Source organism: Nesterenkonia xinjiangensis, from assembly GCF_013410745.1.
GTDB classification, from domain to species: Bacteria; Actinomycetota; Actinomycetes; order Actinomycetales; family Micrococcaceae; genus Nesterenkonia; species Nesterenkonia xinjiangensis.
In genome coordinates, this window is sequence record NZ_JACCFY010000001.1 from 244,449 (window position 1) to 263,989 (window position 19,541).

The following is a 19,541-nucleotide window of genomic DNA, read 5'->3' on the forward strand; positions in this document are numbered from 1 at the left end:
AAATCCTACGCGGCCCATGGATCCGGGGATGAGCCTGCAGGCTCGAGTTCCACCTGCTCGACGCTGAACGGCCAGCCGCAGAAGAAGCCGATCAGGCGAGTCCCCGCGGCGGAGAAGGCAGACTCCACATCGGAATGCCATCTGCGGACGAGCTCATCGGGCAGTCTGTGTGAGGAGGACACCGCCACGGCGACCGAGGGGACACCGATGCCGGCCAACGCTGCCAGGATCTCGCGACGCTCCTCCTCCGGCGCGGACCATTCCACCTCGGCGATGGCGATCGGAGAGGGGTAGGCGATGTCATGCTCATCGCAGGGCAGGAGCAGCAGAGTGTCCTCGGCACGCATGGACTCGCGGAGGACCAGATCGACGACGTCGACTGCGAGGCCCGGGGTCGACAGCGGAAGGTGGGTCCAGTTCTGGGGGAGATCCTCAAAGCTCATGCTCCGATACTCGCCACCCGGCAGAGCGTCACGCCACCCCGCGGATGCAACTGTGGACAACTTCTCCACAGGCGCGTCACTCAGTCCTGGTGCGCGAAGAAATGGCGCAGCACGGAGGTGAAGACCTCCGGCTGGTCCGCGTGGACCCAATGGCCGGCGTCGTTGATCCGCAACAGATGTGTCTGAGGGAACAGGGTCCGCATGGGCGACCGGTGCTCCTCGGTGATGTAGTCGGAGTCCGCGCCCGCGATCAAGAGCACAGGACCGGTGAACTGTGTGTCCGTGAGGTCAGGGAATCCACCGATGACGTCGAGCTCGGCGCGCAGCAGGTCCAGGTTCGAGAGCCACCCGAATCCGCCGTCGCGCCGAACCAGACTCTGCAGCAGGAATCCGCGGATCATCGGATCGGCGATGTTCTCCTGAAGCTGCTCGTCGGCCTCTCCCCGGGAGGAGATCTGCGTCAGGTCCAGCTCCGCCAGGCTTCCCAGCAGGTGCTCGAACTGCCCCATGGAGCCGCCGGTGGCCACCGGGGCGATGTCGACGACGACCAGCCTGTCGATCAGCTCCGGATGGCGCAGGGCCAGCACCATGGCGACCTTGCCGCCCATGGAGTGGCCCACCAGATGGACCGGCTGATCAGCGGCGACGCCGGCCCGCAGCTCCTCGGCGACCAGGTCAGCCATCTCTGGGTAGTCGAGCTGCTCGGTCCAGTCGGAGCGTCCGTGGTTGGGCAGGTCCACCAGCAGGCTCTGATGGTCCGGCGTCAGCCCCTTGGCGATCTGGGTGAAGTTCTTGCCCTGCCCGAAGAGCCCATGTAGGAAGACGACCGTCGAGCCGGAGTCCCCGACCGTCGTCGTGTGCAGGCTGAAATCTGCTGAGATGCTCACCCACCCAGCCTACTGGGCGTCGGGACGGCGTTCGTTCTCCGGAAAGCTCTCCGTTGCTAGCCTGACGGCCATGCCCTGGAGCTTCGTCACCGAGCTCATCGAGTGGCGTGGACCCGCGCCGTTCGTGTTCGCACCCATGCCGGAGGAGATGTCCGCCGAGCTGAAGGAGGCCGCACGCGGACTCATGTACTGGGGGCAAGTGCCTGTCACCGCGATCATCGGGGCCACCGAGTTCGACACTGCCGTCTGGCCCCGGGACGGGCGCTTTCTGGTGCCGATCAAGGCGGTGGTCCAACGCGCGGAACGTGTCGACGTCGGCGACGCCGTCTCCGTCCGCCTGGACGTGAGGGAAGATCAGCTCCGGGACTGACGCAGCACGGTGACGGCGAAGTCGGCGTCATCGTGCCAGGCCTTCAGATCCCAGGTGGCGAACCGGTGTTCCACGCGCAGTCCGGCTTCAGCCACGTACTGGTCGAAATCGGTGAGCTTGAGGTGCCGGTCCACGTGGAAGCCGAGGATGATGAAGCCTTCGGCCGTGAGGCAGGCCCGCAGCCGGCGCAGCACCTGTGTTTCCGTGCCCGGTGCGAGGAAGACCATGACGTTGCCCGCCGCGAGCACGGCGTCGAAGGGCTGGTCCATACCGAGCGCGTCCAGGTGCAGCTCGGTCAGGTCGACCACAGCGTAGGACGGACCCGGATGGTCCTGTGCGGCGGCTGCGATCAGCTCAGGGTCCGCATCGACGCCGACGACGGCGTGCCCCCGCTGGTGCAGGTCCCCCGAGAGCCGGCCGGTGCCGCATCCCGCATCCAGAATCCTGGCCTGCCGTGGGACCATGGCGTCGACCAGCCGGGCCTCACCGACGAGGTCCTCCCCCTGAGCCGCCGTCCTGCGGAATCGGTCGATGTACCACTGGGAGTGGTCATCCTTGGTCTCGGTCACCCAACGCGTCGGTTCTGCCATGGATCCCACTGTACTGTCGGCTCGTCATGCATCGATGGCAGGATCGCCGCTCCCGGCCGAGCCTGTGCTGAACCGTTCCGCCAGCGAACGCCGCCAAGCTGGCGGCTCCTCGCCTCCGAGGTGCACCCAGTATTCGACCGATCTCGTGATCCGGCCGTCCACGACCTCCATGAAGGCCGCCGTCCGGAAGACCCCGACATCGGCCTGCGGCACTTCGACTTCAGCGACCACCAACGAGCCACTGCCCACCAGTCGCACCACCCGGATCTCCCACCCCTCCGGATACTCGGCATTCACAGCGACCACGTGGTCGACTCCGACGAAGATCTCGTTCGTCACCGGCCACTCCACCACCACGTCCTCAGCCAATGTCGCCCGCACACCGTGCCAGTCACGACGCTGCATGTGCTCCCAGAATGCACGGACCGTCTCGACAGGATTCATGGTGGCTCCTCGGCTGGGGGCGTCTTGGGTGGATCTTCAGAATATCCTTGGCGACGGGCTCTTGCCTCACCCTGGGTGTCACACGCGCCCGACTCATGCCCCTCTACGATGCAGCCATGCGCATACGACCCGCAGTCCCCGAGGACGCCGTGGAGCTGACCGATCTCCACCTCGACGTCTGGGATGAGGCCTACAGCGGTCTCATCTCCGAGGATGTGCTGGCAGAACGCCGCGCACGCCGCGACCAGCGGCTCCACAGGTGGAAGTCGACTACGCCCAGGACCTGCCCAGCCGCGAGGTGAAGGCACTGTATGTGCTCGCCGAGGTGTACGGGACCGGCGTCGGCCATGCTCTGCTCACCTCTGGGATCGGCGAGGACCCCGCGTATCTCTGGGTGCTTGCCGGCAACGACCGGGCCATCGCCTTCTACGCCAGGCAGGGCTTCCGGCTCGACGGCGCGACGAAATCTGATCCGGTCGGGACGGAAAAGCGCATGGTACGCCCGTGAGGCAGGCTCAGCGCACCGGGCCGCTTCGCTGGGCCCGCTTGCGGGCATAGGCGCGCGCGGCACGGACTCGATCTCCACACCGCGTCGAGCACCACTGCCGGCGAGCATGCGTGCGCAGGAAGAACCACTGGCATGAGGGTGCCTCGCAGGCCGCGAGTGACGGCTCCTCGCTTCCCGTGAGCAGAGAGGCAGCGTCCTCCGCGATGACGGCCATGGCATGCTCGACGACCTGCGTGGCCGGGTGATCCACGCTCCGGCTGAACCGCACTGTCGGATCGAACCGGAGAAGCAGAGCACCGGGTGCGCTGGTCAGAGCCCGGTTGACGGCATCGAGCGCCTCAGGACTCGGACAATCGCCGGTGACATGCGCAGTGAACAGATCACGGAGATCCTCGCGCAGCCCGACCAGCCGACGCTGACAGTGCTCGTACAGCACCGCTTCCGGTGCGATCAGGTCATGCTCGGCCAACCAGGCGGTCGCCCCTTCCGGCGTGGACAGGGCATCGCTGCTCCTGCCCGGTGCGCCGCCCTCGACGCTGTCGACCAGCGCGAGGCTGGGGTGCTCATGCGCGCCGGGCACAAGGGGCTTCGGTGACTCAGGCATAGGTCTCATGGTAACTATTTTCGCTTTCCATGACACCTCTGCTAGCCTGACTCACGTCAAAAGCCCTTTCCTCCCATGAGAGCAGAGACCACCCATGCAGTTCGGCTCCCCTGCCGGCACCGCGCCGTTCGCGCTGTCCGTCCTCGCAGGAGGTGGCACCGGCGTCGGCACCACCGCCGCGGAAGGGCTGGCCGCCACGGCCTCCCCGGCCCGGACCGCCGACCAGCACGGGTACCACCGGTTCTGGATGTCAGAGCATCACGCCATGGGAGCGACCTCCCATATGAACAACCCCTGATGAAACGGAGAACACCATGACCGCACCCCGCCGAGCCCTCATCGTCATCGACGCCCAGCAGGAGTATTTCGAGGGCCTGCTGCCGATCCAGCATCCCAACCGCGACGAGTCCGTCGCACGAGTCCGCTCCGCCATCGACGCCGCCGCCGAATCCGGGGCACCCGTGGTCGTCGTGCAGCACGAACTGCAGGAGGGCACCCCCGTCTTCGCCGCCGGATCCACCACCTGGCAGAACCACCCGGACATCGCCGCCGTCCAGGATCACGCCTCGACGCGGATCAGCAAGCAGTACTCCAGCGTCTTTGCCGGAACCGGCCTCGAGGACTGGTTGCGCGAACAGGAGATCGACACGATCACCCTGGTCGGCTACATGACGAACAACTGCGTACTGGCCTCGGCCGCGGCCGCCGAGCCGCTCGGGATCGCCGTCGAGGTGCTCTCGGACGCGACCGGCGCCATCGATCTCGCCAACGACGCCGGCAGCGCGTCCGCCCAGCAGGTCCACGAGACCTTGATGGCTCTGCTGCAGTCGAACTGGGCGGCAGTCGCCGACACGGAGACCTGGATCAGCGCATTGAAGGCCGGCGACCCGCTGGAGACGAGCGATCTGGTCACCTCTGCGACCCAGGGCCGCGAGAGCGCCTGAGCGCAGATCACCGGCAGACCTCAGGCCGTGCTGGCGCCTCCACCGCAGGAGGCGCCAGCACACCTCACGCCCCGCCCCAGAATGCATCCTCAGCGGCTCCGTCCTCGGAGAACAGATGCACCGCGACGATCTTGCCGTCCTGGATGGTCAGCAGGTCCACCCCTGCCATGTCCATCGCGGCGCCGGATCGCGTGGCGCTGAAGCGGACCGGCACGGCGATGAACCCACCGTTGACCATCGCGGGCCCCGTGGGCGCCAACTGGAAGGTCCCTTCGCTGGCCTCCATCATGCGCCCCAGGTGTGCACCGACGGCCTCGACGCCGATGTGCTGGCCGGAGAACCGGTGCGCCCCCGGCTGGTGCCACACCACCTGCTCACCGAGCTGGGCCATCGCCGTCGGCATGTCGCCGCGCGCCAGGGCCTCGAAGTACGTGGCGGCTACTGCCGCCGGAGTGCTCTCACTCATGGTGTCATCCTTGTCGTCGGGAGGTCGCGGAATCGTCTGATCCGCGCCACCCCTGACAGTAACCAGTGGCAACCTGTTACCTCAACGTAACCGTAGATGAGGGGCCCTGATGGAACAGCCACCGTGGAACGTGATGGTCGCGACGTGCCCGTCGCGCACGTCCCTGGCGCGCATCGCGAACAAGTGGACGGCGATGATCGTCATCGCTCTCAGCAGAGGACGCCTCCGCTTCGGGGAGATCCGTCGAGCAGTGGACGGCATCAGCGGCAAGGTCCTGGCCGACACGCTGCGGGACCTCGAACGCGACGGAATCGTCTCTCGGACCGCCTATGACGAGATGCCGCCGCGCGTCGAGTATGACCTCACGCCCCTCGGCCGCTCACTGCGCGAGCCACTCACGGCGCTCGGCCGATGGGCGGAGGCGCATATCGAGAAAGTCGAGGCCGCCCGGGCGGCGTACGACGAGAAGACCATGCCCGAGGAGATCTCGATGCGTTGATCAGTTGGACAACGCATCGTCGCACAGTAGGTTGTTGGTGATGATGACCAGTCAGGCCATGACCGGCCGCTCCCGGACAGGCGACCTGGTCGTGCCCTGATCCGCGCCCCTCCTTGCGTGAGTGCTCTGCCCCACCCACTCACGACCCACCAGGAGAACCATGACAGCGCGTTTCAACCACACGATCATCGCCTCAACTGACCCCGCCGAGATGGCGGGGTTCTACCGCGACCTGCTCGAAGCAGACCAGGCCCCCTCGTGGGGCCCCTTCCACAACGTCCAGCTCACCGACGGCGTGCTCCTCCAGTTCGCCACACCGCCGATGGAATTTCCGCCGCAGCATTACGCGTACCTGGTCGACGACGACCACTTCGATCGCGCCTATCAGAAGATCACGGACCAGCAGATCCCACACTGGGCGGACCCTCAGAGATCCCAGCCCGGGAAGATCAATCAGGGACACGGTGGCCGCGGCGTCTATCTGCTGGATCCTTCAGGGCACTATCTGGAGCTCCTCACCCGCCCCTACCTCTGACGGACAAGCGCCCCTTCCAGTGATGCTTCGGACGAGGAGGACCGGGGAGGACTAGAGGGCGATGATCTGCCACAGGTGCCCGTCGACGTCGGCGCAGACCGCGACGTATCCCCAGCCCTGACGCTGCGGAGGGGAGGTCACCTCCCCTCCTGCCGCGTGAGTGCGCTCGGCCAGACGGTCGACCTCCTCCGCGGTGTCCACTGTGAGGCTCAGCACACATTCGCTCTGGCCTGTGGGGGCGGCCGGCCGGGGGTCGATCACCCAGCCGAACCCTCCCCTCGGGATCAGCATCAGCGTGACACCGGCAGTGACGCTGAACTGCAGAGGCTCGGGGACGCCGTCGTCGGCGAGCGGGCCGACCGGTTCGAAGCCGAAGGCGTCCCGGTAGAAGTCCATGGCACGCCGTCGATCGTCGATCGGCAGGCAGACGGTGAGGGGCTGATGCGGGGAGGTCATGGCCTCCCTCCTTTCCGTGGTGGCAGGCGCCGTACGGCTCCTGGGTGGTGGGTCAGGCGTCGACGATGATGTTCTTGCCGTCCTCGACGGTGACGCTGAGCGAGTTCCCGAAGTCGCGGGGCGTCATCTCCGTGGCAAAGACCCCGCTGGCGGTGACGGTGCTCTGCTCGACACGCATCGCCGTCGGTGGCGTGTCCGGAGTGAAGATCCTGGATCCGGCACCGACGACCACCGGGGCGACGAGGAACCGGTAGATGTCGACCAGGCCGGCCTCGTGCAGCGTCCTCGCCAGGTGGATGCTGCCGTGGACCTGCAGCTCGAGGTCATCCTCCACCGCTTTGAGCCTGGCGACGTCCTCGAGGAAGCCGTCGCCGAGGAGTGTGCTCGTGTCCGCCCAGGTCTCGCCCAGGGGTGAGGATGTGACCACATACTTGTGCCCCCTGTTGATCTGAGCGGCCACTGAATCCTCCGGGTCGGTGACATGCGGCCAGTGGGAGGCGAAGGTGTCGAAGGTGCGCCGCCCCAGCAGCAGGGCGCCGCAGCGCTCGTACCACGCGTCGATCGCATGACCGCAGCCCTCGTCGAAGAACGGCATGAACCATCCCCCGTGTCTGAATCCGCCGCGAGTGTCCTCCTCGGCGCTTCCGGGGCTCTGGCTGACGCCGTCGAATGTCGTGAAGAGATGGATGCTGAGTTTCATGGCTCAAGGCCCTTCTGACGCGGTCGGGGAAACAGTGAGGGCCAGCGGGACGTGGAACGCCTGGGCGAAGACCTCAAGGTCTGCGGCAGGACCCTCGATGGTGAGCTCCCCGGAGGTGACGGCGTCCTCCGGGGAGAGGCGGCCGGCCAACAGCAGCCTCAGCCGGGGCCCGGCGTGGATGACCACGTCAGGGTCGCAGACGGGGATGTCGGCCCCGACGTCGAGGTCTTCGCCTCCGGCGGACGCCCAGGCACTCGCGGCTCCTGCATGGATGAGGTAGGTCGTGGGAGCCGAGATGATGCCCGGCCGATAGGCCGCACGAAGTGCAGCCGCCAAAGACGAACTCGTGAGAATCTCGCCGGGCTCCGGGGCGCTCATGCGCTGGGCGCCCCATCGCCCGAGTCTGTCCAAAATGGGCGTGAGTTCGGCCCCGTACGCTGTGAGGGCGTAGAGCACTCCCCCTCCGGGCTGCTCGGCGGCGCGCCGCTCCAGGACCTCCATCTGTTCCAACTCGCGCAGCCGCGTGGTGAGCACACTCGTCGGCACTCCGGGGAGCCCCTCGTGGATGTCCTTGAATCGCCGCGGTCCGACGCTCAGATCACGCACGATGAGAAGCGCCCACCGCTCCCCCAGCACGCGGGCCGCCCTCGCGAGGCCGCAGAACTGGCCGTAGTCCTTCGTCATGACTTCACAATACGAAGTCAACTCCGGAATGACAAGGGTTCGTCAGCGGGGCCGCAGGCCCGCCAGAACCATGGCCAGCACACCATCGGCGAACTCGTCATCCAGCGGGCCGGTTCGCAGCAGCCAGCGGTGGAAGAGCGGGCCGAAGAGGAGCTCCGCCGCCAGCTGCGGATTCACGGACTCACCGGCCTGACCAGCCTGCACCCCTGCCGTGATGCGCGCCGCGGTGGCGTCGAGCTGAGGACGGAGCAGACGGTGCACCAACTCGTCAGCGACGACGAGGTCCGCCTGAATCTCTGCGGTGATCGCGCGCTGGAGGCGGTCGGTGGCGGGCTCGGTCAGCGCGGCGACGGTCCCCCGCAGCACGGCCCGGAGATCCGATTCGAGGTCACCGGTGTCCGGCAACGCCACGGACCCGCCGTCCTGCGAGTTGGCCTCCAGAATCGCATCAAAGACGACGGCGGCCTTTGACCTCCACCAGCGGTAGATCGTCTGCTTGCCGACGCCGGCGGCCGAGGCGATGCCTTCGATGCTCAGCCGGGCGTAGCCGACGTCGCTGATCAGCTCGCGCGTCGCAGAGAGGATCGCTCGGCGGGCTCGATCACTGCGTCGGGACGCGTCAGGTTCCCGCGCTCCCGACGTGGAGGTCTCCGGCGTAGGCGTCATGCCGGTAGAGTACCTCATCGCGAGACGAGACGCACCGTCTTGACAGGATGAAGCGTCGCTCATGATACTGGCGAGACGAACCGTTTCGCTGAAGGGAACTTGCCATGCCTGAGACACCAGCTCGCGTCCGCACCTGGCTCATCACCGGCGCAGGCCGCGGACTGGGTCGCGCCTTCGCGCAGGCCGCCCTGGCACAGGGAGACCGCGTCATCGGAACCGTCCGCAGCCCCGGAGCGATGTCGCAGCTGGTCGATGCCCATCCGAACTCAGCCCGGGAGGTTCTGCTCGACGTCCGTGACGCCCAGGCCGTCACCGCCGTCGTCGATGACGCGGCCCAGGAGTCCGGCGGTCTCGACGTCGTCGTGAACAACGCCGGCGCGGGCTTCGTCGGCGCGATCGAGGAGGTCGAGGAGCAGCAGGCCCGCGACCTCGTGGACCTGAACCTGTTCGGCGCCATGTGGGTCTCACGCGCCGCGATCCCCCACCTGCGGGCCGGCGGCGGTGGCGACATCGTGCAGATCTCCACGGTGGGCGCCGTCGGAGCCATGCCGACGTTCGGGGTGTACAACGCCAGCAAATGGGCCCTCGAAGGGTTCAGCGAGGCGCTGTCCGCCGAGGTCGCGCAGTTCGGCATCCGGGTGACGATCGCCCAGTTGGGCGGCTTCGCGACCGACTGGGCCGGGACGAGCATGACGTTCGCCGAACCGAAGCCCGAGTACGACGCGCTGCGCACCGACCTCTTCGGCACCCCCGTTGTCCCGTGGCCCGCCCCTGATGCCGACACGCAGCCGACGGACGCCGATCCTCGCCTCGCCGCCGACGCCCTGATCGCGCACTTGGGCGACCCCGACCGCCCCCTGCGGGTCCTGATCGGCGACGACGCCCCGGAGCAGGCCACCCTGGCCTACGCCGCCCGCCGTGATTCCTACGGGACACGCCGACCGTTCGACTGGCCGGAGGACTCGGCCTGACGAGCGCCCCTGCCCCGGCCTGCCGCTAGCATGAGCGCATGGAGAGTCGATGACGGGCTGGACCTTCGACGCAGAGCTCATCGAATGGCGCGGACCTGCACCATTCGTCTTTGCGCCCATGCCGGAAGAGGTCTCCGCCCAGATGAAGGAGGCCGCCCGGGGTCTCATGTATTGGGGGCAGGTGCCGGTGAGCGCCACCATCGGCGCCACCGACTTCGACACGGCCGTCTGGCCGAAGGACGGCCGCTTCCTGGTGCCGGTGAAAGTGGCGGTGCAGCGGGCCGAGCGGATCGACGTCGGTGACCACGTCACCGTCACGGTGGAGGTGCGGGGTCAGCGACCGTGACGGTCCGGGTTCTCCCAGGGCCAGGCGACGACCAGCCAGTCCGCCACCGCCTGGGCGAGCGGCTCGTCCAGCTCGGCGCGGTCCTGCCGCACCCAGGACTGTACCTCCACGTCATGCTCCGGGGAAGCGCAGGGATACAGGTACACGCAGCCGATGACGTCGTCGTCGGGATCGAGCACCGTGAAGGTGAAACCTCGACGCGCGACGAAGTCGGCCGCGTGCCGGGTGAGGTCGGCGAGGTTCTCTTCCGGGCTCGTGCCCTGCTCCGGCGGCCAGGAGCCGTCCGGATACCCCGGAGTGGCCCTGATGTGCGCGATGCTCGATGTCCACGCCCGGAGGTCGGCCTCATTGTGCTGCGGACCCAGCGGCTCGAGCCGGAACTGCCGGGTGGCCAATGCGGTCGGCGGGTCGAAGTCTGCGGGGACGAATTCGTGAGGCGCCATGGGGAGAGCCTACGCGCCCCTTCGGGCACTGAGCTCCCGCAGCCCGCTCACGCCCTGAGCCTCAGCGCCACCGGCTCCACCGTGAGAGGCCAGACGCTGAAGAACCCCAGCAGCCAGGTGCCCGCGTCGTCGAAGATCTCCTGCAGATCAGTGGCCCAGGCGGCGACGACGGCGTCGGACAGGCGATGACGGAAGGACGCCGCCACCAACGCAGAGTCCAGCTGCAGGGAGGCCAGGGCCTCCAGCATCTCTCGACGCTCGGACGGCCCGACGTGCCAGTCGATCTCGCTGATCAGCACTGGGGCGGGGTAGGCGACGCCGCGGGCATCGCAGGGCAGCAGAAGCATCGTGCTCTGTGCACGGTCCTTCTCACTGATCAGCAGATCCACCACGTCGGCTGCCAGCTGCTGCGAGGTCAGGGGCATCTCGGTCCAGTTCTCCGGGAGGTCTTCGAAACTCATGCCTCGATCCTCCGCCGGGCGTCGCACCGGCCACCACCCCCTCCGGGCATCTGTGGATAACTCGGAAGCGAGGGTGGTCTGCGCCCACCGCTCAGCGGCCATCGCCCACTCGGAGCGTGCCCAGCAGGGACTGCCAAGACGGTGCGCGTACCATCGGGAGCATGGATCGCATCTTCGACACCATCCGCTCGCTCGGCTTCCGGCGAGGCCCTGACCGTCTCGTCGCAGGAATCGGCGGGGCCATCGCCGAGAAGCTCGGGGCGAATGTCTGGCTCGTGCGGGCCCTGCTGCTCGCATCGTTCCTTCTCCCGGTGCTGGGGGTCGGTGCCTATGTGATCGTCTGGCTCCTGACGCCGTGGCAGGACGGCCGCATTCCGCTCGAGCAGGCCCTGCGGCGCACCTGAGAGCGGCGGGTGCCCTCAGTCCACCACTGCGGCCACGGCTTCGATCTCGACCAGCTGGTCGTCATAGCCGAGGACGGTGACCCCCATCAGCGTGCTCGGGACATCATGGTCTCCGAACGCATCACGCACCACCTCCCAGGCCGCCACGAGATCAGCCTGGGACGATGACGCCACCAGCACGCGCGTGCTGAGGACGTCATCAATCCGGGCTCCTGCCGCGGCCAAGGCGTCCTTCATCGTCGCCACGCATGCCGCCGCCTGACCGGCATAGTCGCCGACTGCGACCGTGGCGCCGTCGGCATTGAGCGGGCAGGCCCCGGCGAGGAAGACCAACCTGGCCTCCTTGGGTGCGGTGGCCGCGTAGGCGTACTCGGCGACGTCGGAGAGGGTGTCAGAACGGATGAGATTCACGGCACTGGGCATAGGACCAGCATCCCAGATCAGACGACCTTGTAGCCTGGGGATGATGGCACGTCCAACCGACGATGGGCCCAGCAATGTCGAAACGACTCACTCTTGATCTGCATGACATCTTCAACAGGAGCCGCGACATCGACCGTGCGCTCACTGAGATCATCGACGAAGCCGAACGCACGAAGGTGAAGACCGTGGAGATCATTCCCGGCAAGGGCAGCGGACAGCTGAAGAAGCGGGTGCTGCGGTTCCTGGACCGCAAGGACGTCAAGGCCAGATATCACCGGGTGGAGAAGGACAGCAAGAACTTCGGGCGCGTGTTCGTGCACTTCAAGCACTGACGAGCCTTGCGCCCGGATGGTGGGGGCGACGGCATCGGCTGACGTGTGGTCGACCGGTCAGCCGACGGCGATCACGTACAGGTCAGCAGAGGAACTCGATGACAACCACGATTGACCTCGACTACCCGTCCTCAGGAAAGTGGCTCGTGGAGAACAGCCCAGCTGACCGAGTGCCGAGCCATGGTACGTCGGTGTTCGCTTCAGCGTACGCCATCGATTTCGCCCCCGTGAGCACCAGCGGGCGCACTGCACCGATGCGTCTTGGATCATTCATCCGTCCAGAACCACCACATCGATTTCCCGGGTTCCGGCGCCCGATCCTCTCGCCGATCGATGGCGTCGTCGTGGCGACGCGCGATGACGCGCCTGACCATGTCGCCCACCGCGGGCTGCCTTCCCTCAGCTACGCACTCTCACAACGCCAGCGGGTGGCCGGCGGATGGGAGAGCCTCGCCGGCAACTACGTGTTCATCGAGTCCGACGGCGCCGTCATAGCCCTATGCCATCTCCAGCAGGCAAGTGTCGCGGTCGGCCCAGGACAGCGGGTCAGCCCAGGAGAGATCATCGCCGGCTGCGGGAACTCAGGGAACAGCACCGAGCCGCATCTTCATGTCCAGGCGGTCGACAGCACGGACATCGGCTCGGCCCGCCCCATACCCGTGACGTTCCGAGGCTCCGTGCCTCACAACCGCGAGACAGTTGACGTTTCCAGGTAGCCGACGCGGGCCCCTCGGGGTCTGACCTGCGCGCATGGATTGTCACGGTGTTCGCCACTTACATTTCCTCATCGCAGGCGGACGCCTCACAACAGGAGCCTGCCGACGGCGTCAGCATCCACCTGCTCAGCAGTGGCGGTCCGTCAGACACTCCAGATGAAGACATCTCAGCCATAGAGCAGATGGCCTTCATCTCCCGAGACCGGGCGGAACAGGCGCTGGTAGATGCCGCTGGTGATGATTCATCAGTCGACCCACGACTGAGGACTCTGGTCCTCGGACGCGAGCTTTCGCACGGTACCTGAGGTGCGCTCACGACCGTCGATGAACGGACCCAAGATCACCGGAGACCAGTGCAGCCGAGGCATGAGAGACCGCAGCGGCGAACCACTCCGACGACTCACACGTCGAGGCGGACGAGCACCGCATTCAGTCACGTCTGGCGATCCGACACACGGCACTGCTCAGCGGCGCGCCAGCCCCTCCCGCACCCGCGCCACGAGCTCGCCGACCAGCCTCAGGCCCTCAATCCTGGCCAGTATCCCAAGACAGCCTACTGGTTGTGTTTTACGATCAGTCACCGCTATCCTCAGACTGATCGTAAAGTGCGATCAGTCAGGAGAGCGCCATGACCACGCCAGCAACGAAGGCCATCCTCGTCCCCGGAGCCTGGATGGGACGTTGGATCTGGCAGCAGTCCGCCGAGCGGCTGCGAAACCGGGGCATCGACGCGGAAGCGATCACGCTCAAGGGGCTCGCATCCGGTCAATCCGATGCAGATATCGCAGAAGTACGCCTCGACGACCATGTCAATCAACTCATCGAACACGTCAGCAGCGACAGCTCGCGGCCTGTCGTACTGATCTCACACTCCTACTCAGGCGTCGTCACATCCTCAGCGGCGGACCGCCTCAAAGACCACGTGGTCGGCCTCATCCATGTCGGCGCATTCATCGCGAAAGACAAGCGATCCCTCCTCGACGACTGGGGCGGGTCAGACGTACAGCGCGCACAGGAGCGGGCAGACATCGAGGCAGCGGGCAATCTGTGGCACGCCCCCACTCGGCAGATGCTCGACTTCGAGACAGACCTCTCCCCCAGTGAGCGAGACCATCTGGCCTCACGCTTCACACCGCACCCAGGGCGAACAATCCTCGACCAGGCCCACCTATCGACCCCTGCAGAATGGCAGCCTTCGACCTATGTCGCTCTCACACCCAGCGGAGGATTCGACGAGGCTTGGAAGGAGGCTCCCCCTGTCGCCACGTCGGCTGCGGGATGGCGGCGCAGGCACCTCGTCAGCGGACATTGGCCCATGGTCTCGGCCCTCGACGCCACGGTCGATCTGCTCGAGGCGGAGTTCCGTCACTACGCTTCCGCGAAGGCCTGAGCAGTGGCTGCAACCGGACGGTCAGGCTGCCCGATCAACCTCGCCGTCGAGCTGTTCGGAGACCGGTGGACGTTGCTGATCCTGCGTGACATCGCCTTCGCACATCGTCGACACTTCCGCGAAATTCTGCGCGGCTCGGATGAGGGCCTGACCAGCAGCGTCCTCGCCGACCGCCTCGACCGACTCGTCGACGCCGGCATCCTCACCCGCGCCGATGACCCGACGCACAAGCAGAAAGCCATCTACAACCTCACTGACAGCGGCATCGATCTCGTCCCCGTCCTCGCGACGATCGGGACCTGGGGCGCAGTACATTGCCCCGCCGACCCCGATAAGGCCGTCATTGCGCGCGAACTGGACTACGAGGTCCCCGCGTCGTGGGCTGCGCGCATGAAGAGTCTTCGAGCCAAGAACGCAACGTGACACCTACGCATACGGGCCCGCTGAAGGTTCAGTTGACTATGAACCGTCCTGGGTCTCGTTCCGCTCCCTATGAGCGGAAAGATATGAACATGCCGAAGAAGTGCAGCCCAGAGTTCAAGGACCGGGCGGTCAGGATGGTCACCGATCATCAACGCGCCGAACAGTCCGGCAACTGGAATGCTCTGGTGGCCGTCAGCGACGCGCTGGGAGGCGTCTCGCCCCACACGTTGCGCAACTGGGTCGAACAATCCCGACTCGCAGCCGAGCAGACCCATCAGGGTCGCACTGATGGTGGAGCTGAGGATCAGCAGGAGCTGGCGAGACTGCGCCGGGAGAACGCCGAACTGCGCCGGGCCAACGAAATCCTCAAGACCGCCTCGACGTTTTTCGCCGCAGAGCTCGACCGCCCCACCACGAGATGATCCGGTTCATCGACGAGTACCGGGGTCGTTTCGGGGTCGAGCTCATCTGCCGCGTGTTCAGCGAGGCAGAAGGTGGGTTCATCACCTCGCGAGGGTACCGTGCCGCCAAGGCCCGGCAGCCCTCGGCGAGGGCGCTACGCGATCGGCTGCTCATCGGAGAGATCACTCGGCTGCATTCCGAGAACTTCGCCGTCTACGGGGTGCGGAAGATGTGGCATGTGATGCACCGGGCAGGCTGGCAGATCGGCCGCGACCAGATCGCCAGGTTGATGCGCGAGGCCGGGGTCAGCGGGGGTGGTGCGCGGGCGCAGGCCGCGTACCACTGTGGCCGCGCCTGGTGCCACCGATGAGCGTCCGGATCTGGTCGAGCGGGACTTCGCCGCCGCAGCGCCCGGGAAGTTGTGGGTTGCTGATATCACCTACGTGCGGACCTCGTGCGGCTTCGTCTATACCGCCTTCGTCACTGATGCTCACAGCAGGCGGATCGTCGGTTGGGCGACACGATCATCAATGACCACCGAGGCACTTTCGCTCGAAGCGCTGGAACATGCGCTGAACACCGCCAGGGATGATTCCGGCCAGAACCTCGGCCATGAACTGGTTCATCATTCGGACCGTGGCTCTCAGGGCGGATTCAATCGGTCGTCGCAACACCGTAACCAGGAGGGTGTTGATGGGCAGACCAGCTGGATGGTTGAAGGAACTCACGGGCCGGTCGGCGATGATCTCGCCGGGGGCTCCGGCGACCCCGCGCAGCGTCGAGCGTCAGTTCTGGAAGGAGATTACGAAGGGGCTCTCCTCTGAGGACGCCGCCGGAGCGGTAGGCGTGTCCCCGGCGGTCGGGGCTCGCTGGTTCCGGCAGGGTGGCGGTATGTCGACGATCGAGCTGACCGAGCCTGGCGGGCGCTACCTGTCCTTTTCCGAGCGGGACGAGATCACGATCCTGAAGGCTCAGAACATCGGGGTACGGCAGATCGCGCGCAGACTCGGCAGGGACCCGGCCACGATTTCGCGGGAGCTACGGCGTAATGCCGCCACTCGGGGTGGCAAGCTGGAATATCGGGCCTCGGTGGCACAGTGGAAGGCCGAGCTGATGGCTCGGCGTCCGAAGACCGCCAAGCTCGTGATCAACCCAAGGCTGAGGGACTACGTCCAGGACCGGCTCAGCGGCGAGGTACGCCGGCCGGATGGCACGATCGTGGCCGGCCCCTCAGTGCCGGTGTGGAAGGGCCGGGCCAAGCCTCACAGGGCCGATCGGCGGTGGGCCACCGCGTGGAGCCCGGAACAGATCGCCAACAGGCTCAAGATCGACTTCCCCGAGGATGAATCCATGCGCATCAGCCACGAGGCGATCTACCAGTCCCTGTTCATCGAGGGCCGGGGCGCGCTCAAGCGCGAACTCGTCGCGTGCCTGCGCACCGGCCGATCGCTGCGGGTTCCCCGGGCCCGGTCGCGGAACAAGCCCCAGGGTCACGTCACCGAGGACGTGGTGATCAGCGAACGTCCTGCCGAAGCCGCAGACCGTGCCGTTCCGGGGCATTGGGAAGGGGATCTGATCATCGGCACACATCGCTCCGCGATCGGCACCGTCATCGAACGCAAAAGCCGGGCCACCATGCTCGTGCACCTGCCCCGGCTCAAGGGATACGGCCAGACCCCGCGGGTCAAGAACGGTCCTGCGCTGGCCGGCTACGGCGCCACGGCGATGAACGCGGCCCTGGCCGCATCGATGACCACTCTGCCCGAGCAGCTGCGTAGAACGCTGACCTGGGATCGCGGCAAGGAGCTGTCTGGACACGCCCAGTTCACGCTGGAGACCGGGACGAAGGTGTTCTTCGCCGATCCGCACTCACCCTGGCAGCGACCCACAAATGAGAACACCAACGGGCTGTTGCGCCAGTACTTCCCGAAGGGCACCGACCTGTCCCGGTGGAGCGCCGATGACCTCGAAGCAGTCGCTCTGGCGGTCAACAACCGCCCCCGGAGAATCCTCGACTGGAAGACCCCGGCAGAGGTGTTCACCGAACAGCTAAAGTTACTTGAATTAGGCGGTGTTGCGACGACCGATTGAATCCGCCCAGTACGTCGCCATCGCCTAGACCGAGAAGCTCGCCGAACACGGGATCAGGCCTTCTGTCGGGACAGTGGGCGACTCGTATGACTGTCAGTCTGTTTCCACCAGGTTCCGCAAGAATCGGGTAGTCCCGGTCGGAGTGTTCTGCCCCATCGTTACGATTGGCCCGCAGGGTGCCTTGGCGTTGATCTGTCGAGCCTCCGGCCGGGCGCGCAGTAACCACTGCCGCCGGATCGGGCGTGACCCAATAGGAGCCTGGAGCAGCCTGGTCAAAGCGTCCCCATGACAGTCCTGTCCACCCGCCGGCGACAGCGTGATACCCACGCTAATCGGCAGGAGGAACAGAAACCATGACTACGACCGAGACCGCCCGTTCCGGGCACGTCATCATCGGGGTCGACACCCACAAGCACATCCACGTCGCTGCTGTGATGGATTCCATCGGCGGGATCCTGGCCACACTCACAATCGCCACAGACGCTACGGGCTATAAGCAGCTGCTGGAGTGGGCAGCCGGGTTCGGCAAGATCATCGGCTTCGGCATCGAGGGAACCGGCTCCTACGGGGCCGCGCTGACCTCATTCCTGAGGCGGCATGACTGCAAAGTCATCGAGGTCGCCCGACCGGATCGCCGGCTACGGCGTCTGAACGGCAAGTCAGACACCCTGGATGCCGAGAACGCCGCCCGGGCCGTACTGGCAGGGTTCGCCACCGCGGTCCCCAAAAGCGCCGACGGGGCTGTAGAGATGATCCGCCAGCTGAAAGTCGCCCACGATACCGCGGTCAAGGACAGGACCGGGGCGATGATCACGCTCAAAGCCATGCTGGTCCACGCTTCAGAATACCTGCGCCGTGAAACAGCCGGGAAGACCCAGAAGATGATCGCTCGCCACTGTGCCACGCTACGCCCACGCGGACTGAACACCCCAGAGGATGCCAACCGCCACGTACTGCGCTCGATCGCCAAGCGTTGGCTCGCGCTCAATGACGAGATCACTGAACTGGAGGCGATGCTCAAGGACCTCGTGGCCCAGCGGGCACCGCACCTGCTGGAGCGATTCGGCATCGGGGTCGACACCGCCGCCGAGATCCTCATCGTCGCAGGCGATAACCCCGAGCGCATCAAAAGCGAAGCAGCATTCGCGAAACTCGCCGGCATCAGCCCCATCCCGGCAGGGTCAGGGAAGACTAGCGGGAAACATCGCATCAACCAAGGCGGACACAGACAGCTCAATGCGGCGATCTACCGCACCGTGATCGTCAGGATGAGATTCCACGAACCAACGATCGCCTACGTTGCCCGCCGCACCGCCGAGGGCAAGTCCAAACGCGACATCATCCGTTGCCTAAAACGCTACGTGATCCGAGAGGTCTACCACCTCGTCAAGACAGACCCCCACACCGGGGTGATCCGCAGTTGACAACTATAGGAGCATCAATGCGCTGGCCGAGACGGTTCACGGACTCTACAAAGCCGAGCTGATCTACTCACAGCCAGCATGGCCCGGACTGGCCGAAGTGGAGTTCGCCACGATGAATTGGGTCCACTGGTGGAACACGCGCCGGCTTCACGAGCATCTCGGCTATCGCACTCCTGCTGAGGTCGAGGCCGAGTACCATGACCACCATCAGCGAGAGGCTGCTCTCGCTACCGCTTGACGGAACGAAACCCAGGACGGTTCAATGAGCTGCTAGCTGGAACCTGGCAGAGGTCTAGCGCGCTCCGTCAGCGGACATCGAAGCTGAGGTGAGTGGCGAGTGGAGAGGCGACGACTTCGGCCTGCCTCAGTGCCAGGGGCGCACCCACGAGATCGAACAGTCGCGTCCCCGATCCCATGATGACGGGCGAGAGATGGATGCGTAGTCGATCGACCAGTCCGGCCACGAGTGCGGTGTCGATGACCTCGGCTCCGCCCATGATGACGACCTCACGGTCACCTGCCAGCCGGCGGGCTTCGCTCACCGCCGCATCGATTCCCTCAGTGACGAAGATGAATCCCTCCGCATGGCGAGTCTCCTCCGGCGCGGAGTGCGTGAGGACGACCACTGGCGGTCGCTCCGGGACATCATGATCGTACGCATAGTTGATCGTGTCGTCCCAGCCGTTCGGGCCGTCGACGAAATCGAAGGTCCGGCGGCCCATGACCACCGCTCCGGCCCTTTCTCCACCCTGCTCGAGGACCTTGCGGTCCTCAGGCGACTCCGCCGAGCGGAAGACCCATTCCTGGATGGCCTCACCGCCGGCGCCCAAGCCGCTCTCACGGCTCGGATGCGGTCCTGTGACATACCCGTCCAGGGACATGCTGATGTCCGCACTGACAAAGCTCATGGCGATCCTTC

30 protein-coding genes and 2 pseudogenes are annotated in these 19,541 nt (G+C 66.1%); 18 read left to right on the forward strand and 14 right to left on the reverse strand.

Annotation, left to right across the window (positions count from 1 at the left end; translation table 11 throughout):
• Window positions 1-5: 5 nt before the first annotated feature.
• Together HNR09_RS01135 and HNR09_RS01140 are read right to left on the reverse strand one after the other, a co-directional pair.
• A complete protein-coding gene (locus tag HNR09_RS01135; protein WP_179540374.1) occupies window positions 6-443 on the reverse strand; it encodes a hypothetical protein in 438 nt (145 codons plus the stop codon).
• 80 nt (window positions 444-523) lie between these two features.
• Entirely contained in the window at window positions 524-1,330 is an 807-nt protein-coding gene (locus HNR09_RS01140) for an alpha/beta fold hydrolase (RefSeq protein ID WP_179540375.1), read from the reverse strand.
• A gap of 70 nt (window positions 1,331-1,400) precedes the next feature.
• Here HNR09_RS01140 and HNR09_RS01145 point away from each other — a divergent pair, with 70 nt between their 5' ends.
• Window positions 1,401-1,700, forward strand: coding sequence for a DUF1905 domain-containing protein (locus HNR09_RS01145; RefSeq protein ID WP_179540376.1), 300 nt, complete (start codon window positions 1,401-1,403; stop codon window positions 1,698-1,700).
• Here the strand turns inward: HNR09_RS01145 and HNR09_RS01150 are convergent.
• Together HNR09_RS01150 and HNR09_RS01155 are read right to left on the reverse strand one after the other, a co-directional pair.
• Window positions 1,685-2,290, reverse strand: coding sequence for a class I SAM-dependent methyltransferase (locus HNR09_RS01150; protein ID WP_179540377.1), 606 nt, complete (start codon window positions 2,288-2,290; stop codon window positions 1,685-1,687). The two genes, HNR09_RS01145 and HNR09_RS01150, sit on opposite strands and share 16 nt — an antisense overlap.
• A 24-nt stretch (window positions 2,291-2,314) precedes the next feature.
• Window positions 2,315-2,734 (reverse strand): nuclear transport factor 2 family protein, encoded by a 420-nt coding sequence (locus HNR09_RS01155; protein ID WP_179540378.1) that lies wholly within the window; start codon window positions 2,732-2,734, stop codon window positions 2,315-2,317.
• Window positions 2,735-2,850: 116 nt separating this feature from the next.
• Here HNR09_RS01155 and HNR09_RS01160 point away from each other — a divergent pair, with 116 nt between their 5' ends.
• Together HNR09_RS01160 and HNR09_RS01165 are read left to right on the forward strand one after the other, a co-directional pair.
• Window positions 2,851-3,036 (forward strand): hypothetical protein, encoded by a 186-nt coding sequence (locus tag HNR09_RS01160; protein ID WP_179540379.1) that lies wholly within the window; start codon window positions 2,851-2,853, stop codon window positions 3,034-3,036.
• Window positions 2,994-3,242: a GNAT family N-acetyltransferase gene (locus tag HNR09_RS01165; protein WP_179540380.1), complete on the forward strand. Its 249-nt coding sequence runs from the start codon at window positions 2,994-2,996 to the stop codon at window positions 3,240-3,242. Before HNR09_RS01160 ends, HNR09_RS01165 begins: the two co-directional genes overlap by 43 nt.
• A gap of 7 nt (window positions 3,243-3,249) precedes the next feature.
• Here the strand turns inward: HNR09_RS01165 and HNR09_RS01170 are convergent, their stop codons facing one another.
• On the reverse strand, window positions 3,250-3,882 hold the full coding sequence (locus HNR09_RS01170) for a CGNR zinc finger domain-containing protein (protein WP_343047400.1): 633 nt from the start codon (window positions 3,880-3,882) through the stop codon (window positions 3,250-3,252).
• A gap of 58 nt (window positions 3,883-3,940) precedes the next feature.
• Between HNR09_RS01170 and HNR09_RS01175 the strand changes: the two genes are divergently transcribed.
• Both HNR09_RS01175 and HNR09_RS01180 read left to right on the forward strand, forming a co-directional pair.
• The gene (locus tag HNR09_RS01175; protein ID WP_218881856.1) at window positions 3,941-4,144 is read left to right on the forward strand and encodes a hypothetical protein; all 204 of its coding nucleotides are present in this window, start codon (window positions 3,941-3,943) and stop codon (window positions 4,142-4,144) included.
• Window positions 4,145-4,160: 16 nt separating this feature from the next.
• Window positions 4,161-4,790, forward strand: coding sequence for an isochorismatase family protein (locus HNR09_RS01180; protein ID WP_179540381.1), 630 nt, complete (start codon window positions 4,161-4,163; stop codon window positions 4,788-4,790).
• Window positions 4,791-4,854: 64 nt separating this feature from the next.
• On the opposite strand, the gene HNR09_RS01185 is transcribed toward HNR09_RS01180, so the two are convergent.
• Window positions 4,855-5,256: a nuclear transport factor 2 family protein gene (locus HNR09_RS01185; RefSeq protein ID WP_179540382.1), complete on the reverse strand. Its 402-nt coding sequence runs from the start codon at window positions 5,254-5,256 to the stop codon at window positions 4,855-4,857.
• A 109-nt stretch (window positions 5,257-5,365) separates the two neighbouring features.
• Here HNR09_RS01185 and HNR09_RS01190 point away from each other — a divergent pair, with 109 nt between their 5' ends.
• Both HNR09_RS01190 and HNR09_RS01195 read left to right on the forward strand, forming a co-directional pair.
• Entirely contained in the window at window positions 5,366-5,755 is a 390-nt protein-coding gene (locus tag HNR09_RS01190) for a winged helix-turn-helix transcriptional regulator (RefSeq protein WP_179540383.1), read from the forward strand.
• Between the two features lie 160 nt (window positions 5,756-5,915).
• Entirely contained in the window at window positions 5,916-6,290 is a 375-nt protein-coding gene (locus HNR09_RS01195) for a VOC family protein (RefSeq protein WP_179540384.1), read from the forward strand.
• Window positions 6,291-6,341: 51 nt separating this feature from the next.
• On the opposite strand, the gene HNR09_RS01200 is transcribed toward HNR09_RS01195, so the two are convergent.
• The 4 genes from HNR09_RS01200 to HNR09_RS01215 are packed head-to-tail and all read right to left on the reverse strand — an operon-like array spanning window position 6,342 to window position 8,796.
• On the reverse strand, window positions 6,342-6,746 hold the full coding sequence (locus HNR09_RS01200) for a VOC family protein (protein ID WP_179540385.1): 405 nt from the start codon (window positions 6,744-6,746) through the stop codon (window positions 6,342-6,344).
• A gap of 52 nt (window positions 6,747-6,798) precedes the next feature.
• Entirely contained in the window at window positions 6,799-7,446 is a 648-nt protein-coding gene (locus tag HNR09_RS01205; RefSeq protein WP_179540386.1) for a dihydrofolate reductase family protein, read from the reverse strand.
• Between the two features lie 3 nt (window positions 7,447-7,449).
• The gene (locus HNR09_RS01210; protein ID WP_179540387.1) at window positions 7,450-8,130 is read right to left on the reverse strand and encodes a winged helix-turn-helix transcriptional regulator; all 681 of its coding nucleotides are present in this window, start codon (window positions 8,128-8,130) and stop codon (window positions 7,450-7,452) included.
• A 42-nt stretch (window positions 8,131-8,172) separates the two neighbouring features.
• Window positions 8,173-8,796 (reverse strand): TetR/AcrR family transcriptional regulator, encoded by a 624-nt coding sequence (locus HNR09_RS01215; RefSeq protein WP_179540388.1) that lies wholly within the window; start codon window positions 8,794-8,796, stop codon window positions 8,173-8,175.
• A gap of 104 nt (window positions 8,797-8,900) precedes the next feature.
• Between HNR09_RS01215 and HNR09_RS01220 the strand changes: the two genes are divergently transcribed.
• On the forward strand, window positions 8,901-9,767 hold the full coding sequence (locus HNR09_RS01220; RefSeq protein WP_179540389.1) for an SDR family NAD(P)-dependent oxidoreductase: 867 nt from the start codon (window positions 8,901-8,903) through the stop codon (window positions 9,765-9,767).
• Window positions 9,768-9,816: 49 nt separating this feature from the next.
• Window positions 9,817-10,113: a DUF1905 domain-containing protein gene (locus HNR09_RS01225; RefSeq protein ID WP_070161895.1), complete on the forward strand. Its 297-nt coding sequence runs from the start codon at window positions 9,817-9,819 to the stop codon at window positions 10,111-10,113.
• Here HNR09_RS01225 and HNR09_RS01230 read toward each other — a convergent pair.
• Together HNR09_RS01230 and HNR09_RS01235 are read right to left on the reverse strand one after the other, a co-directional pair.
• Window positions 10,101-10,556: a GNAT family N-acetyltransferase gene (locus HNR09_RS01230; RefSeq protein WP_179540390.1), complete on the reverse strand. Its 456-nt coding sequence runs from the start codon at window positions 10,554-10,556 to the stop codon at window positions 10,101-10,103. The two genes, HNR09_RS01225 and HNR09_RS01230, sit on opposite strands and share 13 nt — an antisense overlap.
• Window positions 10,557-10,603: 47 nt before the next feature.
• Window positions 10,604-11,017 carry a hypothetical protein gene (locus HNR09_RS01235; protein WP_179540391.1) on the reverse strand — a complete coding sequence of 138 codons (414 nt, stop codon included), beginning with the start codon at window positions 11,015-11,017 and terminating at the stop codon, window positions 10,604-10,606.
• A 161-nt stretch (window positions 11,018-11,178) separates the two neighbouring features.
• Here HNR09_RS01235 and HNR09_RS01240 point away from each other — a divergent pair, with 161 nt between their 5' ends.
• Window positions 11,179-11,421, forward strand: coding sequence for a PspC domain-containing protein (locus HNR09_RS01240; RefSeq protein ID WP_179540392.1), 243 nt, complete (start codon window positions 11,179-11,181; stop codon window positions 11,419-11,421).
• Between the two features lie 15 nt (window positions 11,422-11,436).
• Here HNR09_RS01240 and HNR09_RS01245 read toward each other — a convergent pair whose 3' ends face one another.
• Window positions 11,437-11,844: a RidA family protein gene (locus HNR09_RS01245; protein WP_179540393.1), complete on the reverse strand. Its 408-nt coding sequence runs from the start codon at window positions 11,842-11,844 to the stop codon at window positions 11,437-11,439.
• Window positions 11,845-11,918: 74 nt separating this feature from the next.
• Between HNR09_RS01245 and HNR09_RS01250 the strand changes: the two genes are divergently transcribed.
• From HNR09_RS01250 to HNR09_RS01295, 8 genes and pseudogenes are all read left to right on the forward strand, one after another.
• On the forward strand, window positions 11,919-12,176 hold the full coding sequence (locus HNR09_RS01250; protein ID WP_179540394.1) for a Smr/MutS family protein: 258 nt from the start codon (window positions 11,919-11,921) through the stop codon (window positions 12,174-12,176).
• A gap of 98 nt (window positions 12,177-12,274) precedes the next feature.
• A complete protein-coding gene (locus tag HNR09_RS01255) occupies window positions 12,275-12,892 on the forward strand; it encodes a M23 family metallopeptidase (protein ID WP_179540395.1) in 618 nt (205 codons plus the stop codon).
• 628 nt (window positions 12,893-13,520) lie between these two features.
• Window positions 13,521-14,282: an alpha/beta hydrolase gene (locus tag HNR09_RS01260; RefSeq protein WP_179540396.1), complete on the forward strand. Its 762-nt coding sequence runs from the start codon at window positions 13,521-13,523 to the stop codon at window positions 14,280-14,282.
• Window positions 14,283-14,285: 3 nt separating this feature from the next.
• On the forward strand, window positions 14,286-14,705 hold the full coding sequence (locus HNR09_RS01265; protein ID WP_179540397.1) for a winged helix-turn-helix transcriptional regulator: 420 nt from the start codon (window positions 14,286-14,288) through the stop codon (window positions 14,703-14,705).
• 89 nt (window positions 14,706-14,794) lie between these two features.
• Window positions 14,795-15,754, forward strand: a pseudogene (locus tag HNR09_RS16020) (IS3 family transposase); the annotation flags it as partial.
• Window positions 15,755-15,800: 46 nt separating this feature from the next.
• Entirely contained in the window at window positions 15,801-17,198 is a 1,398-nt protein-coding gene (locus tag HNR09_RS01285) for an IS30 family transposase (protein ID WP_378938398.1), read from the forward strand.
• 353 nt (window positions 17,199-17,551) lie between these two features.
• A complete protein-coding gene (locus HNR09_RS01290; protein ID WP_179540402.1) occupies window positions 17,552-18,622 on the forward strand; it encodes an IS110 family RNA-guided transposase in 1,071 nt (356 codons plus the stop codon).
• 16 nt (window positions 18,623-18,638) lie between these two features.
• Window positions 18,639-18,860 (forward strand): annotated as a pseudogene (locus HNR09_RS01295) (integrase core domain-containing protein); the annotation flags it as partial.
• A 67-nt stretch (window positions 18,861-18,927) separates the two neighbouring features.
• On the opposite strand, the gene HNR09_RS01300 reads toward HNR09_RS01295, so the two are convergent.
• Window positions 18,928-19,530 carry a dihydrofolate reductase family protein gene (locus HNR09_RS01300; RefSeq protein WP_179540403.1) on the reverse strand — a complete coding sequence of 201 codons (603 nt, stop codon included), beginning with the start codon at window positions 19,528-19,530 and terminating at the stop codon, window positions 18,928-18,930.
• Between the last annotated feature and the right edge of the window lie 11 nt (window positions 19,531-19,541).